The organism is Methylobacterium oryzisoli (assembly GCF_046557895.1).
GTDB lineage: Bacteria > Pseudomonadota > Alphaproteobacteria > Rhizobiales > Beijerinckiaceae > Methylobacterium > Methylobacterium oryzisoli.
The window spans coordinates 120,431-135,799 of sequence record NZ_JBKIBX010000011.1; the positions used below are offsets into that span (position 1 = coordinate 120,431).

Genomic DNA, 15,369 nt, shown 5'->3' on the forward strand with positions numbered 1-15,369 from the left:
CGCCTCCGCGGCGCCGCGGAGCGTCCGGACGATCTCGGCGGTGCGGGTGCCGACCTCACCGGACACCGCCTCCGTGGCCTCCCGCAGCGCCTCGACCGCCGCGGCGGTCCGCGTACCGACCTCGCCCGACGCGGCCTGAGCTGCCTCGCGGAACGCCTCGATCGCTCCAGCGGTGCTCGTCCCGACCTCGCCCGAGGCCGCTTGCGCCGCCCCGCGGAAGGCCTGGACCACCTCGGTGGACCGCGTCCCGACTTCCCCGGACACGGCCTCCGCCGCTCCCCGCAGCGCCGCGATCGCCTGCGCGGTGCTGGTGCCGACCTCGCCCGACGCCGCCTGGGCCGCTTCGCGGAAGGCCTCGACCGCCTCGGCGGTGCGGGTGCCGACCTCGCCCGAGGCGGCCTCCGCCGCCCGGCGGAAGCCCGCGACGGCCTCGGCCGCCCGCGTGTCGATCTCGGCCCCGACGCCCTCGGCAGCCTGCCGCAGCGCGGCCAGTACGGCCTGCATCCGCCCGTCGAGGGTGCCCTGCAGCGCCTCGGAGGCGGCCGTGAAGGCGGTGGCGGTCGCCGCGGTGCGCTCGGCCATCAGGCCGGTCACGCGCTCGCCCGTCTCGGCGAGGCTGCGCTCCAGCGCCCCGCCCCGCGCCGTCAGGGTCTCCTCGATGCGCCCGATCGTGCCTTCGAGCTGTTCGGTCAGGTCGGCGCCGCGCACGCCGATGACCTGGGCGGCCTCGACGACGAGGGCCGTGACCTCCTCGCGCAGGACCTGCGTGCGGGCCGAGAAGGCGCCGACGACGTCGTCGCCCGCGGCGGCGAGCGCCTGCCCGGTCTCCCGGGCGCGCTCGTCGAGCTGCGCGGCGACGCGCCGGCCCGCCTCGTCGATCTCCTCGCGCAGCACCGCGCCGCGGTCGGCGATATGGGCGCTGATCGCGCTGCCGGAGGCCGCGAAGCGCTGCGTGATGGCGTCGCCCGTCTCGGCGAAACGCTCCGTGAGGTCGCTGCCGCGCGCGAGAAGCCGCTCCTCCAGCGCCTGCGTCGAGCGCTCGAAGGTGTCGCGGACCTGGGCGCCCTCGCGGTTCAGCGCCTCGATCACGCCCGCTCCGGTCTGGCCGAGGATGCGGGCGACCTCGCCGGCATTGTTCGCCAGGGTGGTGGTGAGCAGGCCGCTCGTGTGGGCGATGGCCTGGGTCACGTCCTCGGTCCGGGCCTGCAGGGCGGTCTGGAGCGCGTCGCCCACCTCGCCCAGGCCGGATTTCAGGCTCTCGCTCGTCGCCGCGAGGCGCTGCACGAGGTCGTCGCCCTGCTGCGCCACGCTCTGGGCCACGCGCTCGCCGGTCTCGCCCAGGGCCGCCGTGACGGCGTCGCCCTGGCGCCCGAGGGCCGACGTGATCTCGTCGCCGCGGCTGCCGAGGGAGGCGGTGACGCGCTCGCCGGCGCCGGTGACGGCCGCCACGATGCGCTCGGAGGCGGTGTCGAGTTCCTGGGTCAGGGTCTGGTGCGAGCCCTGGATCGCGCCGCGCACCCGCTCGGCATTGGCGACGATGGATTCGCGCTGCGCGACCAGTTCCTCGACCAGGGCGCGGATGCGGATCTCGTTGTCCGAATAGGCCCGCTCCAGGGTCGAGATCTCGCCGCGCACCAGCGTTTCGAGTTCGCCCGCGCGGGCGAGGGCCCGCTCGACGCCGTCGCCGACCGCCGCCACCTCGCGCCGGACCGCCTGGGACATGGTCAGCACGGCGTCGGTCGAGAAAGCCTCGGGCTCGGCGAGCCGGATCGCCACGTCGCCCACCGCACGCGCGACGAGGCGCATCTCCTGGGCGCGCACCGCCAGCATGGCGGCGATGAAGAACAGCAGCACGGGCGCGAGCACCGCGGCGGCGCCCACCGCGCCCTGCAGGCCCGACAGCCCGGCGAGGAAGGCGCGGATGTCGCCGTTCGACTGGCTCCAGGCCAGCGCCGCGAAGCCCGCGAGCCAGACGGCGGCGGCCAGGAAGGCGAGCACGTAGGGCGTGCGGGAGGGCTTCACCCGCAGGCTCTGGCGCATGGCGCCGATGCTGCGCCGGTCGTCGTTGGCCACGAGGGAGCGGTCCGGCGGCAGCAGACCGCCCTCCCGGCGCGCCTCGCGCTCGAATTCCGGCATCACGCTGCCGTCGAAGACCGGCTCGTTGGGGCGGCGCGCCGGGCTGGCGAGGGGATCGGCATCCTCCACGTCGGGAAGGCGCGGCTCCACGCGGGCCGCATCCGCCCCGTTGGGCGTCTGGTCCAGGTTCAGCGCCTGCTCAATCGCCGACAGGGCCGCTTCCGTCGGATCCTTGAGCTTCTTGTCCGTCGCCATCGAACGCCTCGTTACGCCGTCAACGCCGGCGGGCGCCGCCGCGAGGGCAGGCGCCACGCCATCCCGGGACCCTCTCACCCGCCCCGGAATCCGGGGTGGGGCGGGAGGCTCCGCCGTTTACCACGCGGACCTTAGACGCAAGGAGTACCAGCCGGATACCCGATCGGCTCGAAGCCGGGCAAAAACCTTAACGGAATGGTTACCATGCTGCGGGACGGCCCGCCGGAGCCGGGCTATCTCTCGGCCCCGCAACGATTCCGGCCGGCCGCCGGATCGCGCCCGGCCCGGGCAGCGGGCTGTGGATGACGCCGCACAGGGAGGCGAACCGATGACGGACCCGGAGCCGCTCCTCGACCGCGACCATCTCGCCCGGCAGACCTTCGGCGACGCCGATCTCGCCGCCGAGGTGCTGGCGCTCTTTCGCGAGCAATGCGCCAGCCTGCTGCCGGCGCTGGCCGACGCGGAGCGCCCTCCGGCCGATCGGGCCGACCTCGCCCACACCCTCAAGGGCGCCGCGCTCGGCATCGGCGCGCGCCGGGTCGCGGCGGCGGCGGCGGCGCTGGAGGCGGCCCTGCGGGCGGACGAGGCCGGGCATTCCGCGCGCGGCCACCCCAGCTCGGCCGACGACCGTGTTGGCGACCTGACCGCCGCGGCCGAGGCGACGCTCGCTCTTCTCTGATCACTGGCCTCTCCGTGCGGCAAATGCGTGCAGGGCGGGGATGAACGAAGCCTGCAGGCACCCGTGCGGCTGCCGGGCGCCTCGGGCGGCGAATGGCGCGCTTGCTTTCCGCCCGCCCTCCCGCCAATCAGACACCGCCGCGGCGCCCCGATCGGGCCGCGAGGTGCGAAAGGCGGAGAGCCCGATGGTCCAGATCACCTACGTCGATGCCGCAGGCACGCCCCGCAGCGTTCAGGGCGAGGTCGGCTCGACCGTGATGGAGACCGCGATCCGCAACAACGTGCCGGGCATCGACGCCGAGTGCGGCGGCGCCTGCGCCTGCGCCACCTGCCACGTCTACGTCGACCCCGAATGGGAGGAGGCGGTGGGACCGGCCGAGCCGATGGAGCAGGACATGCTCGACTTCGCCTCTGACGTGCGCCCGAACTCCCGGCTCTCCTGCCAGATCCGCGTGAAGCCCGAACTCGACGGGCTCAAGGTGTCGACGCCGCGCCAGCAGGGGTGAGGCCCCGCCGCACAGAATTGCCGGCGCCTATCGCACCAGCGCCCGCATCGCCCCGTCGATCCCCTCCAGCGTCAGCGGGAACATCCGTCCGGACAGGATCTGCCGGATCATCGCGATCGACTGCGTGTAGGGCCAGTACGCCTCCGGCACCGGGTTGAGCCAGACCGCCTTCGGGAAATGATCGAGGATGCGGCCGAGCCAGATCTGGCCTGCCTCCTCGTTCCAGTGCTCCACCGAGCCGCCCGGCATCGCGATCTCGTAGGGAGACATCGAGGCGTCCCCGACGAAGACCACGCGGTAATCGGACGGATAGGTGCGGATCACGTCGAGGAGCGGGGTGCGCTCCGTGTGCCGGCGCCGGTTCTCGGTCCAGACCGACTCGTACGGGCAGTTGTGGAAGTAGTAGTGCTCGAAGTGCTTGAACTCCGAGCGCGCGGCCGAAAACAGCTCCTCGGCGAGCCCGACGTGCCAGTCCATCGAGCCGCCGATGTCGAGGAAGAGCAGCACCTTGACGGCGTTGCGCCGCTCCGGCCGCAGGCGCAGGTCGAGGTAGCCGGCCTTCGCGGTCTCCCGGATGGTGCCGTCGAGGTCGAGTTCCTCCGCCGCCCCGGTGCGGGCGAAGCGGCGCAGCCGCCGCAGGGCGAGGCGCATGTTGCGCGAGCCGAGTTCCTCGGCATCGTCGAGGTCCTTGAAGGTGCGCTGGTCCCAGACCTTCACGGCGCGGAAGTTGCGGTTGCCGTCCTGCCCGATGCGGATGCCCTCGGGATTGTAGCCGTAGGCGCCGAAGGGTGAGGTGCCGGCGGTGCCGATCCACTTGGAGCCGCCCTGGTGGCGGCCCTTCTGCTCGGCGAGGCGCTGCTTCAGGGTCTCGAACAGCTTGTCCCAGCCCAGCGCCTGCAGGTCCTTCCGCTCCTCCTCGGAAAGATACTTTTCGGCGAGCTTGCGCAGCCATTCCTCCGGGATCGCCTGGGGATCCACGGCCTCGCCGAGGGATTCCACGCCCTTGAAGACCTGTCCGAACACCCGGTCGAACTTGTCGAGGTTGCGCTCGTCCTTCACGAGCGCGGTGCGCGACAGGTAGTAGAAGTCTTCCACCCGCTGGTCGGCGAGGTCGCGGTCGAGGGCCTCCAGCAGCGTCAGGTACTCGCGCAGGGAGACCGGAACCTTGGCGGCGCGCAGTTCGGTGAAGAAGGTGAGCAGCATGCGCGATCAACGCGCCACGCCGCCCGCCAGGTCAAGCCCTGCGAAGTCAAGCCCTGCCTCAGGTCCCGCGCGCGGGCGGGCTGGCGGGCAGCGCGGACGGCGGGGCACGGCGCGCCTCGCGGGTGAGATTCCAGACGAGGCCGCCGACGATCAGGCCCGCGCCGATGAACAGCCAGGGATCGAGCGCCTCGCCGTAGACCTGCCAGCCCACCACGGCGATCAGCGGCAGGCGCAGGAAATCGAGGGGCACGACGAGGATCGCGTCGCCGCGCTTGTAGGCGTTGGTGAGGCACCAGTGCGACGAGAGCCCCGCGAGGCACACCACCGCCAGCGCGACTCCGTGATGACCCGCCAGGAAGGCGGCGCTGGGCGCGCCGGGCACCAGATGGGAGGCCGCGAGGTTCATCGGCAATTGCATCGCGTTCATCCAGAAGAGGATCGCGAGCGTCGGCTCGGTGCGGGTGAGCGCCTTGGTGGCGATGGCGACGAGAGCGAAGCAGAGCGCAGCGCCGAGCACCAGCAGGCTCGCGGGCTGGAGCGCCGCGAGGCCGGGGCGCAGGATCACCAGCACGCCGAGGAAGCCAAGCGCCACCGCGCCGGCCCGGCTCGGCGTCAGGCGCTCGCGCAGGATCAGCACGGCGAGCAGCGTCACCCAGGCCGGGGTGGTGAATTCGAGCGCGAAGACGATGCCGAGCGGCAGCAGCGTGACCCCGAGCGACCACGCGTAGTTGCCGAACCAGTGCACGCTGTTGCGCAGGAGGTGCAGCGGCCAGCGCCGCACCGGGATCAGCGCCCCGCCGGCCCCGCGCAGGAGCGCCACGCCGCCGACGATGACGACGCCCGCCCCCGCGCGGGCCGCCAGGATGTCGAACAGGCCGAGGGCGGGCGCGAGTTCGCGCACCGCCAGCGCGGTCGCCGAGAACGACAGGAGCGCGCCCGCCATCCAGAGGATCGCGGCGGCGATGTCCGAGGCGGGCTTCACGGAACTTTTTAGGGCCAGCGCACCGTGGGCGGCATGGAGGAGAGGATGGAATCGACATTGCCGCCGGTCTTCAGGCCGAAGATGGTGCCGCGGTCGTAGAGCAGGTTGAACTCGACGTAGCGCCCGCGGCGCACCTGCTGCTCGCGCCGGTCGGCCTCGGTCCAGGCCGTCGCGAGGTTGCGCCGCACGATCTCCGGATAGACCGACAGGAACGCCTCGCCGACCTCCCGGGTCAGCGCGAGGTCCGCCGCCGGGTCGCCGGTCCAGTGGTAGTCGTAGAAGATGCCGCCGATGCCGCGCGGCTCGCCGCGGTGCTTGAGGTGGAAGTACTCGTCGCACCACGCCTTGTAGCGGGCGTAATCCGCCCCCGGATGCCGCTCGCAGGCGGCCTGGAGCGCCGCGTGGAAGGCCACCGTGTCGGGATCCTCTTGCGTGCGGCGGCGGTCGAGGACGGGGGTGAGGTCGGCGCCCCCGCCGAACCACGCCTTCGTGGTGACCACGAAGCGCGTGTTCATGTGCACGGTCGGCACGTGCGGGTTCCAGGGATGGGCGATCAGCGAGATGCCGGTGGCGAAGAAGCGCGGATCCTCCGCGGCGCCCGGGATCTGCACGCGGAACTCGGGGGCGAACTCGCCGTGCACTGCCGAGACGTGCACGCCCGCCTTCTCGAACACGCGGCCCCGCAGCATCGCCATGACGCCGCCGCCGCCGGGCTGGCCGGAATGATCGGTGCGCTCCCAGGGCGTGCGCACGAAGCGGCCGGGCGCGTCGGTCTCCGGCGGAAAGGGCCCCGTCGCCTCGTCCTCCAGCGCTTCGAGCGCGGCGCAGATGCGGTCGCGCAGCGTGGCGAACCACGCGGTGGCGTCCTGCTTGAGTGCGTCGAGGTCGAGGGAGGCGTCGATGCTCATGGCACGTTCCATCCCACACCGGCGGACCTGGGCCAAGAGGCCCGCGGATGGAGCACCCGGATCGGAGGGCCGCGCAGGGCGGGGCGCCGTCAGCCCGGCGCGAAGCCGCCGGTCTGGCGCACCGCCTCGCCGAGGATCATGGCGGCGGCCACCGCGACGTTGAGCGAGCGCATCCCGGTCTTGAGCGGGATCACCACCCGCGCATCGGCGGCCGCGTGCACCGCCTCCGGCACGCCCGCGGATTCGCGCCCGACCATCAGGCAATCGCCGGGGGCGAAGCGGAAGCCGGTATAGGGCAGGGCGCCCGCCGTGGTGGCGAGCACGAGCCGGATCCCGGCCTCGGCCCGCCACGCCTCGAAGGCCGTCCACGAGCGGTGGCGGGTGATCGCCACGTGGTCGAGGTAGTCCAGCCCTGAGCGCCGCAGGTGCCGGTCCGAGACGTCGAACCCGGCCGGCTCGATGATCTCCACCGCCGCGCCGAGGCAGGCGGCGAGGCGCAGCATGGTGCCGGTGTTCTGCGGGATGTCGGGCTGGTAGAGGGCGAGGTGCAGCATGGAGGGGCTCGGGCGGGACCGCGATCGGCTCGGCAGCAATGCCGCCACTTTGGGTGAAAGCGAAGCCGGAAGGATTGTGTCCACCCCCGAGCACGAATCTCGCGATGTCCGGTGGCCTCCCACGCCTGCTTGGTCGCGCGAGGCATCAAGGTGCCCGCTGTGGCAAGGGTCACCTTGGCAGGCTATATCCATTTTGATATAGTGCCTCGGATGAAGCCGGTCATTTTCCTCGGGAAAGCGCGTCACGATCTGCGTGAGTTCCCGGATGGAGCCCGTCGCCAAGCCGGTCTCCAGATCGAACGGCTTCAGCGTGGCCTCGATCCGAATGATTGGAAGCCGATGAAGACGATCGGCGCCGGCGTTCGCAAGATCCGGATACGGGAAGCGTCCGGAGCCTATCGGGTCATCTACGTCGCCGCGCTGCCCGCGGCCGTCTACGTCCTGCACGCCTTCCAGAAGAAGACGCAGGCGACATCGCAACGTGACCTCGACCTTGCTTCTCAGAGGTTCAAGGCACTCATGCGTGGAGGATCGGAATGACGGAAGACAGGTACGACAGCATCTGGGACGTGATCGAGGCGACGCCGGCCGAAGCCGCGAACATGCAGGCACGGTCCGAGATCATGATCGCGGTGCAGACAGCGGTGGAGGGCTGGAACCTGACGCAGGCCGAAGCCGCACGGAAGCTGGGCGTGACGCAGCCCCGTCTCAACGACCTGCTGCGCGGACGCATCAACAAGTTCAGTCTCGACGCGCTCCTGAATCTCGCGACCGCCGCCGATCTCTCGGTCGCCTGGACGATCACGCCGCGCGCCGCCTGACCTGCCCCGGCGATCAAGGATGGGGGACGTGCGGCATCGCCCCCCGGTTGGCAGGGCGCCGCCGCACGATACCTAACCGAGTCCGATCCCCCACGGATGGCTTCGCATGTTCCTCGCCTGGCTCGAGCGCCGCATCGACCCGTTCGCGCCCTTCGACGAGGGGCGCCAGCCGCCCGGCACGGTCACGGGCTTCGCCGGCTACTACCTGCGCCCGGTGCGCACCGCGCTCGCCATCCTGTTCGTCGTCGGGCTGGTGGCCGGCATCGTGGAGGCCTCGCTCTACCTGCTGATGGGCTGGTTCATCGATCTCCTGGCGAAGTCCGAGCCGCACACCGTGTGGGCGAACCACGGCACCGGTCTCACGCTGGCCGCCCTGCTGATCCTGGTAGTGCGGCCCTGCCTGTCGTGGCTGCACGAGGCGCTCTCCAACCAGCTCGTGGTGCCGCAGACCACGAACATGATCCGCTGGCGCACGCACCTCTACACGCTCGGCCACTCGCTCTCCTACTTCCAGGCCGACTTCGCCGGGCGGCTCGCCAACCGGGTGACGCAGGTCGGCCCGGCGGTGCGCGAACTGGCGGTGGTGTTCATCGACACGCTGCTCTACGTGGCGATCTTCGCGGTCACGGCGGTCGGGCTCTTCTCCTCGATCAGCCCCTGGCTGGTGCTGCCGGTGGCGCTCTGGATCGTGGCCTACGGCAGCCTCACCGCCTACTTCGTGCCCCGCGCCCGCGCCCGCTCGTTGAAGGTGGCGGACACCCGCTCGACCCTGATCGGGCGCATCGTCGACAGCTACACCAACATCCTCACCGTCAAGCTCTTCGCCCGCGACCAGGAGGAGCGCTCGGCGGTGCGCGAGGCGACCACCGCCCACACGGACGCCTACCTGCACTCGTTCCGGCTGATCACGGCGACCACCGGAGCGCTGTCGCTCCTCAACAGCGTGCTCATCGTCGCGACGGCCGGCGCGGTGCTGGCGCTGTGGTCGCGCGGGCAGATGACCACGGGCGAGGGGGCCGCGGGCCTCGCCCTGGTGCTGCGCCTCATCGCCATGTCGGGCTGGGTGATGCAGACCGTGCGCGGCCTGTTCGAAAACATCGGGGTGATCCAGGAGAGCATGCAGACCATCGCCCGGCCGCACGGCATCGTCGACCGGCCGGACGCCCGGGAACTGGCGGTCCCCCGCGGGCGCATCGCCTTCGAAAACGTGACCTTCCATTACGGCCGCGAGGACCGCGGCGTGATCGAGGGCCTTTCTCTGACGATCGCCCCGGGCGAGAAGGTGGGCCTCGTCGGCACGAGCGGCGCGGGCAAGACCACCGTGACCTCGCTGCTCCTGCGCCTGCACGACCTCGAAGGCGGGCGCATCCTGATCGACGGCCAGGACATCGCGGGCGTGACGCAGGATTCCCTGCGCCGCCGGATCGCCGTGGTGACGCAGGACACCTCGCTCCTCCACCGCTCGATCCGCGACAACATCGCGTATGGCCGCCCGGAGGCGAGTGAGGCCGAGATCGAGACGGCGGCGAAGCTCGCCCACGCGCACGACTTCATCCTCGGCCTCGAAGACCACAAGGGCCGCACCGGCTACGCCGCCCAGGTGGGCGAGCGCGGGGTCAAGCTCTCGGGCGGGCAGCGCCAGCGCATCGCCATCGCGCGGGTGATCCTGAAGGACGCGCCGATCCTGATCCTCGACGAGGCGACCTCGGCGCTGGATTCGGAGGTGGAGGCGGCGATCCAGGGCTCCCTCGACACCCTGATGCAGGGCAAGACGGTGCTGGCCATCGCCCACCGCCTCTCGACCATCGCGGCGCTCGACCGGCTGATCGTGCTCGACCGCGGCCGCATCGTGGAGGAGGGCCGCCACGCGGAGCTGATCCGCCGCGGCGGCCTCTACGCCCGTCTGTGGGCGCGCCAGTCGGGCGGGTTCCTGGGTGCGGACGACACGGGCTTCGACGAGGCGGCGGAGTAGGTGGCGGCCTCAGCGGTGCGCCGCTGACGGCACAATGCGAAGCGCGGGGAACCCTTCTCCCGTGCGGGAGGAGGGCAGGGATGAGGGTCCCGGAAGGGAGCCGCAAAAAAACGAACAGGGTGGTGAGGCGAGCGGAACCAGTCAGCTTCGGCAATCAGCCTCAGTGCAGGTAGCGGCAACGTTCCGCCTTCCTGCGGCACTCTCCCGGGACCCTCACCCCTACCCCTCCCGCTCGGGAGAGGGGATCCCGCGCTTCATGCGAGGAGGTAATCCCCGCTTCCGCCCTACTGCGCGTTGCGGAAGGGCTCGAACTTGGTCAGGCCGCGCAGGAGCTGGCCGAGGAAGGCCTGCTCGCCGCCGCTGGTCGGCGTCGTGCGCGAGATGAAGTCGAACACCCGGCCGTCCTGCTGGCCGTAGAGCGCGACGCGCTCCACCTTGAAGCCCTGGTTGAAATAGACGGCGAGCACCCGCTGGTCCTGCATGCTCTCGCCCAAGAACATCACGGTGCGGCGGGTGTTCTGGCTGATGTAGTACCAAGACTTGTTGCCGACGGTGGAGACGGTGGTCGGGCTGCCGAGGAGCTGGAGCACCTGCTCGGCGCTCGATCCGGGCTTCACCTGGGCCACCGCGGCCTCGTCGATGACGTAGCCGCGGCGGAATTCCTCGCCGATCACGCAACCGGCCACCGACAGGCCGAGGAGACCCGCCGCGGCGAGGCGGAGAAGCGACGGGGAGAAGCGACGCGGCATCGCGACCTCTGGAACACGCAAGCGGACGCCGGCCTTGCGCCGGGACGGACCGCTGCCGTACCCCGGGGTTGTGGCGTTGGCAAGGCACGGCCAAGGTTCGGCCACAGGCGTTGCGGCGGCGGCTGCGGCGCGGGTTTCGGCAGGCCGCCCAAGGGTTTGGGCGACGGAGGCGTGATGATTCGCAACCTCTTCCGGCGCGATGACGGGCGACGCCGCGTCATCGAGGCGTTGCATGTGCGCATCAATGCGGCGGCCCGCCAGCCCGGGCTCTACCTCGATCTCGGGGTGCCGGACAGCGTGGAGGGGCGCTTCGAGACCCTGTGCCTGCACGTGATCCTGATGCTGCGGCGCCTGCGGCAGCTGCCGGCCCCGGCCGAGGAGGTGGCGCAGGATCTGGTCGATTCGGTCTTCGCGCAGCTCGACTCGTCCCTGCGGGAACTCGGGGTCGGCGATCTCGGGGTCGCCAAGCGCATGAAGAAGCTCGCGCAGGCCTTCTACGGGCGGGCGGGCGCCTACGACGCGGCGCTCGACGCGGGCGACCGCCCGGCGCTCGCGGGCGCGCTCGCCCGCAACGTGCTCGGGCGCGACGATCCGGACGCGGGCGCCCCGCTCGCCGCCTACGTGGCCGCCGCCGCCGAGGCCCTGGGCCGGCAGGATCTCGATGCCCTGCTGGGCGCAGGCCCGGTGCTGCCCGACCCTGCCGCCTTCGCCAGCACACAGCCAAGCGGGAACCCGGGGCGTCCGCCTGCGTGAATCGTGCAGCCCCGGCGGACCGGCTCGGGGCCGGTCCGCTCCTTTCGGATCGCCGCCGCCGGCCCGGTGACCGCGTCGCCAGATACCCAGACGAGGAGTTCTCCATGACACCCGATACCGTCGGCCCGCTGTCCCGCCCGGTCGCGGTCGAGCGCGCGCTCAAGGCGGGACAGGAGGTCGTGGTCGAGGCGAGCCCCGAGGAGCGCGAGGCGCTCGCCCGCGATTTCGGCCTGCCCGCCATCCACAGCCTCGTCGGCCGCTACCGCTTCTCGGGCTCGCTGCACCGCCTGCAGGTGACCGGCACCGTCGAGGCGGCCATCGCGCAGACCTGCGTGGTCACGCTCGAACCGTTCGATTCGACGGTGCGCGAGGAGGTGGACGTCGACTTCTCCGCCCCCGACGCCTTCGCGGGCACGCCGGCCGAGGACGCCGAGATTCCCGATCCGATCGTCAACGGCCGGGTGGACCTCGGCAGCCTCACGGCGGAGTTCCTGGCCCTCGGGCTCGATCCCTATCCGCGCAAGCCCGGCGTCGCCTTCGAGCCTCCGCCCGGCGACGAGCCCGAGAACCCGTTCGCGGGACTCAAGAACCTCAAGGACGAGGCCTGACCCGGGTCAGCCCTCCACCACCAGCTCCACCCGGTCGGCCACGAACAGGCCGCGCGTCGCCTGGATGCGGATTCCGTCCGCATCCACGTTCACGCTGGCGAGGCTGATGAGCACCCGGCCCGGCGCGAGGTCGAGGCGGGCCGCCTCCTCGGCGGAGGCCAGGCGGGCGCCGATGCGGGTCGAGAGGCGGGTGTAGTCCGCCACGCCGAATTCCGCGTAGGCCCGGGTGATCGAGCCCAACGCCGCGTAGGCGCGGTCGAAGCCGGCGAAGCGCGGCAGCGGCAGGCAGGTGCGGGCCGTCGAGATCGGCGTGCCGTCGGCGCGGTGCACGGTCAGCAGGTCGAGCACGGCCGCACCCGGCGGCAGGCCGAGATCCGCCGCGACCTCGGCCTCCGCCGGACCCTCGGCGGCCGCGATCAGGTCGCCCCAGGCCTCCCGCCCGGCCCGCGAGACGATCTCCGAGAAGCGGGTGCGCGGGCCGATCGGGTAGGCGAGGCGGGGCGCCTCCACGAAGGTGCCGCGGCCCTGCGTGGCCCGCACCAGGCCGCGCTCGGCCAGCACCGCCAGCGCCCGGCGCACCGTGTGGCGGTTCACGCCGAAGCGGGCCGCCAGCGCCGCCTCGGTCGGAAGCTGCGCGCCCGGCGCGAGCTGGCCCGCGCGGATCTCCCCCTCCAGCCCGTCCGCGATCTGCCGCCACGCGGCCAGCCCCTCGCCCCGGCTGAGCGCCGTCACCCGGTTGTCGCCGCCCTCGTCCATACCGTCATCCAAACTTCATTTGCCCCCGCGTACCCACTTGTCTATACCACTAGACAAATCAGGAGCGCCGGACGCCGATGCCGCCTGCCACCTCAACACGCTCTTCGCCGGGAATGCCAGAGACCGAGGCGCGTCGCGCCGTGATGGCCCGCTGCGCGCTCGCCACGCGCGAGGAGCTGCGGGCCGCCCTCGACCGGCTCGGCCCGATGGGACGCGCGGAGGATCTGCGCCCGGCCGAGACCGGCCTCGTAATGGCGCGGGGCCGCATCGGCGGCGACGGCCGCGCCTTCAACCTCGGCGAGATGACGGTGACGCGGGCCGCCGTGCGGCTTTCCGGCGGGGAGACCGGCTTCGCCTACCATCTCGGCCGCGACCGCGAGAAGGCACGGCTCGCCGCGATCCTCGACGCGGCATGGCAGCGGCCGGAGCAGCGGGAGGCCGTGGAAGCGGCGCTGGCACCGGCGGCCGGCCGACAGGCGGCGGAGGACGAGGCGGCGCGGCGGCGCATCGCGGCGACGCGGGTCAATTTCTTCACCATGGTGCGGGGAGAGGACTGATGGCGCTCGCCCCCGGGCTCAGGGATCCGGTGCACGACGCCCAGGGCGTCTTCCGCGCCGTGATGGACGCGTTGGCCCGCCCCGGCCGGGTGCAGGCGCTCGCCGTCGCCCTCGCGCCGCCCGCGCCGCTCACCCCCGAACTCGCCGCCGTGGCGCTGACCCTCGCGGACGCGGACGCGCCGCTCTGGCTCGATGCGCCGCTCGCCGCCCGGCCCGAGGTCGCGGCGTTCCTGCGCTTCCACACCGGGGCACCCGTAGTGGCCGATCCCGTCGAGGCCGCCTTCGCGCTCGTCGCCGACCCGGCGCGCTGCCCGGATTTTTCGGATTTCGCTCAGGGCACGCCCGCCTATCCCGACCGCTCCGCCACCCTGGTGCTCGGGCTCGACCGGCTGTCGGAGGAGAGCGGGCTGGTGCTGGAGGGGCCGGGCCTGCGCGGCCGGGCCCGCCTGTCCGCCGCGCCGCTGCCGCCGGACTTCGCCGCGCGGCTTTCCGCGAACCACGCCCGCTTCCCCCTCGGGATCGATCTCCTGCTCGCCGCGCCGGGCCGCCTTGCCGGCCTGCCGCGCTCCACCCGCGCCACGGAGGGCTGAAGCGATGTACGTGGCCGTGAAGGGCGGCGAGGCCGCCATCGCCAACGCCCACCGGCTGCTCGCCGAGGCGCGCCGGGGCGACCCCGGGGTGCCGGACCTCGCGGTGGAGCAGATCGCCGGGCAGATGAGCCTCCTCGTCGACCGGGTGATGACGGAGGGCTCGCTCTACGATCCCGGCCTCGCGGCGCTCGCCCTCAAGCAGGCGCGCGGCGACCTGATCGAGGCGGTCTTCCTCGTGCGGGCCTACCGCACCACGCTGCCGCGCTTCGGCGCGGGCGAGCCGGTCGAGACCGGCGCCATGCGGCTCGCGCGCCGCGTCTCGGCGACCTTCAAGGATCTGCCGGGCGGCCAGGTGCTCGGCCCGACCTTCGACTACACCCACCGCCTCCTGGATTTCGCGCTCGCCGCCGGGGGCGAGGTGCCGGCGGCGGCCGAGGCCGAGCCGGAGCCCGGTCCTGCGCCGCGGGTCACGGACCTGCTCGCGGGCGACGGGCTGATCGAGCCCTCGCCGCCCGACGAGGGGGCGCCGGTGGGCGACCTCACCCGCGAGCCGGTGGATTATCCGGCAGACCGGGCGGTGCGGCTGCAAGCGCTCGCGCGCGGCGACGAGGGCTTCGTGCTCGCGCTCGGCTACGCGACCCAGCGCGGCTACGGCCGCACCCACCCGTTCGTCGGCGAGGTGCGGGTGGGCGAGGTCGAGGTGGAGTTCACGCCCGAGGAACTCGGCTTCCCGGTCCCGCTCGGGCGGGTCGCGCTCACCGAGTGCCAGATGGTCAACCAGTTCAAGGGCAACGCCACCGCGCCGCCCCAGTTCACCCGCGGCTACGGCCTCGCCTTCGGCCAGTGCGAGCGCAAGGCGATGGCGATGGCGCTGGTGGACCGCGCGCTCCGGGCGGAGGAACTTGGCGAGCCCGTCGCCTCGCCGGCCCAGGACCAGGAATTCGTGCTGGCCCATTGCGACGCGCTCCAGGCGACCGGCTTCGTCGAGCACCTGAAGCTGCCCCACTATGTCGACTTCCAGGCCGAGCTGGAGCTCGTGCGACGGATGCGGGCGGAGCATGGGAGGCAGGGGCAGCCGGAGCCGCAGCAGGCCGGGGAGACCGTGGAATGACCGACCAAGATCTGCGCAGCGGCGCCCCGCGCATGAGGGATGAGCGCGGGCAGCACGGGAACCCCTCTCCCGTGCGGGAGAGGGGCAGGGGTGAGGGTCCCGGGAGGGTGCAGCAAGCGGATGCGACGCTGCCGCTACCAGCACCACCGGTTGGACTGAGTTCTGAAACGCTCAGCTCCCCGCACGACGGTCTCAGCTTCACTGCGGCCCCACCTGGACCCTCACCCCTGCCCCTCTCCCGCACGGGAGAGGGGTTCCCCGCGCTGCCCGCGCGCGATGCGGGAGAGGAG

Annotated in this window: 17 protein-coding genes; 10 read left to right on the top strand and 7 right to left on the bottom strand. The window is 72.5% G+C overall.

From position 1 onward, the window contains the following. A partial coding sequence (locus tag ACKUB9_RS13230) for an apolipoprotein A-IV repeat region-like domain-containing protein (protein WP_490390949.1) occupies positions 1 to 2,331 on the bottom strand: 2,331 nt, incomplete at its 3' end. Positions 2,332 to 2,659: 328 nt separating this feature from the next. Between ACKUB9_RS13230 and ACKUB9_RS13235 the strand changes: the two genes are divergently transcribed. Together ACKUB9_RS13235 and ACKUB9_RS13240 are read left to right on the top strand one after the other, a co-directional pair. Beyond that, positions 2,660 to 3,010 (top strand): Hpt domain-containing protein, encoded by a 351-nt coding sequence (locus ACKUB9_RS13235; protein WP_407522644.1) that lies wholly within the window; start codon positions 2,660 to 2,662, stop codon positions 3,008 to 3,010. Positions 3,011 to 3,194: 184 nt separating this feature from the next. Next, positions 3,195 to 3,515, top strand: coding sequence for a 2Fe-2S iron-sulfur cluster-binding protein (locus ACKUB9_RS13240; protein ID WP_407522646.1), 321 nt, complete (start codon positions 3,195 to 3,197; stop codon positions 3,513 to 3,515). A gap of 27 nt (positions 3,516 to 3,542) precedes the next feature. Here ACKUB9_RS13240 and ACKUB9_RS13245 read toward each other — a convergent pair whose 3' ends face one another. From ACKUB9_RS13245 to ACKUB9_RS13260, 4 genes are all read right to left on the bottom strand, one after another. Further along, on the bottom strand, positions 3,543 to 4,718 hold the full coding sequence (locus tag ACKUB9_RS13245; protein ID WP_407522648.1) for a vWA domain-containing protein: 1,176 nt from the start codon (positions 4,716 to 4,718) through the stop codon (positions 3,543 to 3,545). Between the two features lie 58 nt (positions 4,719 to 4,776). Beyond that, entirely contained in the window at positions 4,777 to 5,700 is a 924-nt protein-coding gene (locus ACKUB9_RS13250; RefSeq protein WP_407522650.1) for a DMT family transporter, read from the bottom strand. Between the two features lie 8 nt (positions 5,701 to 5,708). After that, positions 5,709 to 6,608, bottom strand: a complete 900-nt coding sequence (gene hemF, locus ACKUB9_RS13255; RefSeq protein ID WP_407522653.1) for an oxygen-dependent coproporphyrinogen oxidase — start codon at positions 6,606 to 6,608, stop codon at positions 5,709 to 5,711. An 89-nt stretch (positions 6,609 to 6,697) separates the two neighbouring features. Next, a complete protein-coding gene (locus ACKUB9_RS13260; RefSeq protein WP_407522655.1) occupies positions 6,698 to 7,162 on the bottom strand; it encodes a tRNA (cytidine(34)-2'-O)-methyltransferase in 465 nt (154 codons plus the stop codon). 210 nt (positions 7,163 to 7,372) lie between these two features. On the opposite strand from ACKUB9_RS13260, the gene ACKUB9_RS13265 reads away from it, so the two are divergent. The 3 genes from ACKUB9_RS13265 (at position 7,373) to ACKUB9_RS13275 (ending at position 9,955) form a co-directional block, all read left to right on the top strand. Next, positions 7,373 to 7,702: a type II toxin-antitoxin system RelE/ParE family toxin gene (locus tag ACKUB9_RS13265; protein ID WP_407522759.1), complete on the top strand. Its 330-nt coding sequence runs from the start codon at positions 7,373 to 7,375 to the stop codon at positions 7,700 to 7,702. Then, complete coding sequence (locus ACKUB9_RS13270) at positions 7,699 to 7,983, top strand: helix-turn-helix domain-containing protein (protein WP_407522657.1); 285 nt, start codon at positions 7,699 to 7,701, stop codon at positions 7,981 to 7,983. Before ACKUB9_RS13265 ends, ACKUB9_RS13270 begins: the two co-directional genes overlap by 4 nt. Before the next feature lie 106 nt (positions 7,984 to 8,089). Next, positions 8,090 to 9,955: an ABC transporter ATP-binding protein gene (locus ACKUB9_RS13275; RefSeq protein WP_407522659.1), complete on the top strand. Its 1,866-nt coding sequence runs from the start codon at positions 8,090 to 8,092 to the stop codon at positions 9,953 to 9,955. A 284-nt stretch (positions 9,956 to 10,239) separates the two neighbouring features. Here the strand turns inward: ACKUB9_RS13275 and ACKUB9_RS13280 are convergent, their stop codons facing one another. Continuing rightward, positions 10,240 to 10,704 (bottom strand): outer membrane protein assembly factor BamE, encoded by a 465-nt coding sequence (locus tag ACKUB9_RS13280; RefSeq protein WP_407522661.1) that lies wholly within the window; start codon positions 10,702 to 10,704, stop codon positions 10,240 to 10,242. Between the two features lie 174 nt (positions 10,705 to 10,878). Between ACKUB9_RS13280 and ACKUB9_RS13285 the strand changes: the two genes are divergently transcribed. Together ACKUB9_RS13285 and ACKUB9_RS13290 are read left to right on the top strand one after the other, a co-directional pair. Then, complete coding sequence (locus ACKUB9_RS13285; protein ID WP_407522663.1) at positions 10,879 to 11,457, top strand: ubiquinol-cytochrome C chaperone family protein; 579 nt, start codon at positions 10,879 to 10,881, stop codon at positions 11,455 to 11,457. Between the two features lie 104 nt (positions 11,458 to 11,561). After that, positions 11,562 to 12,065 carry a YceD family protein gene (locus ACKUB9_RS13290; RefSeq protein WP_407522665.1) on the top strand — a complete coding sequence of 168 codons (504 nt, stop codon included), beginning with the start codon at positions 11,562 to 11,564 and terminating at the stop codon, positions 12,063 to 12,065. A 6-nt stretch (positions 12,066 to 12,071) separates the two neighbouring features. On the opposite strand, the gene phnF is transcribed toward ACKUB9_RS13290, so the two are convergent. Beyond that, positions 12,072 to 12,821 (bottom strand): phosphonate metabolism transcriptional regulator PhnF, encoded by a 750-nt coding sequence (gene phnF / locus ACKUB9_RS13295; RefSeq protein WP_407522667.1) that lies wholly within the window; start codon positions 12,819 to 12,821, stop codon positions 12,072 to 12,074. Positions 12,822 to 12,934: 113 nt separating this feature from the next. On the opposite strand from phnF, the gene phnG reads away from it, so the two are divergent. Genes phnG through ACKUB9_RS13310 form a run of 3 tightly spaced genes read left to right on the top strand, consistent with a single transcriptional unit; the run spans position 12,935 to position 15,079 of the window. Further along, a complete protein-coding gene (gene phnG, locus ACKUB9_RS13300; RefSeq protein ID WP_407522669.1) occupies positions 12,935 to 13,378 on the top strand; it encodes a phosphonate C-P lyase system protein PhnG in 444 nt (147 codons plus the stop codon). Next, positions 13,378 to 13,968: a phosphonate C-P lyase system protein PhnH gene (phnH, locus tag ACKUB9_RS13305; RefSeq protein ID WP_407522671.1), complete on the top strand. Its 591-nt coding sequence runs from the start codon at positions 13,378 to 13,380 to the stop codon at positions 13,966 to 13,968. Before phnG ends, phnH begins: the two co-directional genes overlap by 1 nt. A gap of 4 nt (positions 13,969 to 13,972) precedes the next feature. Next, a complete protein-coding gene (locus ACKUB9_RS13310; protein ID WP_407522673.1) occupies positions 13,973 to 15,079 on the top strand; it encodes a carbon-phosphorus lyase complex subunit in 1,107 nt (368 codons plus the stop codon). The last annotated feature ends 290 nt before the right edge of the window (positions 15,080 to 15,369 follow it).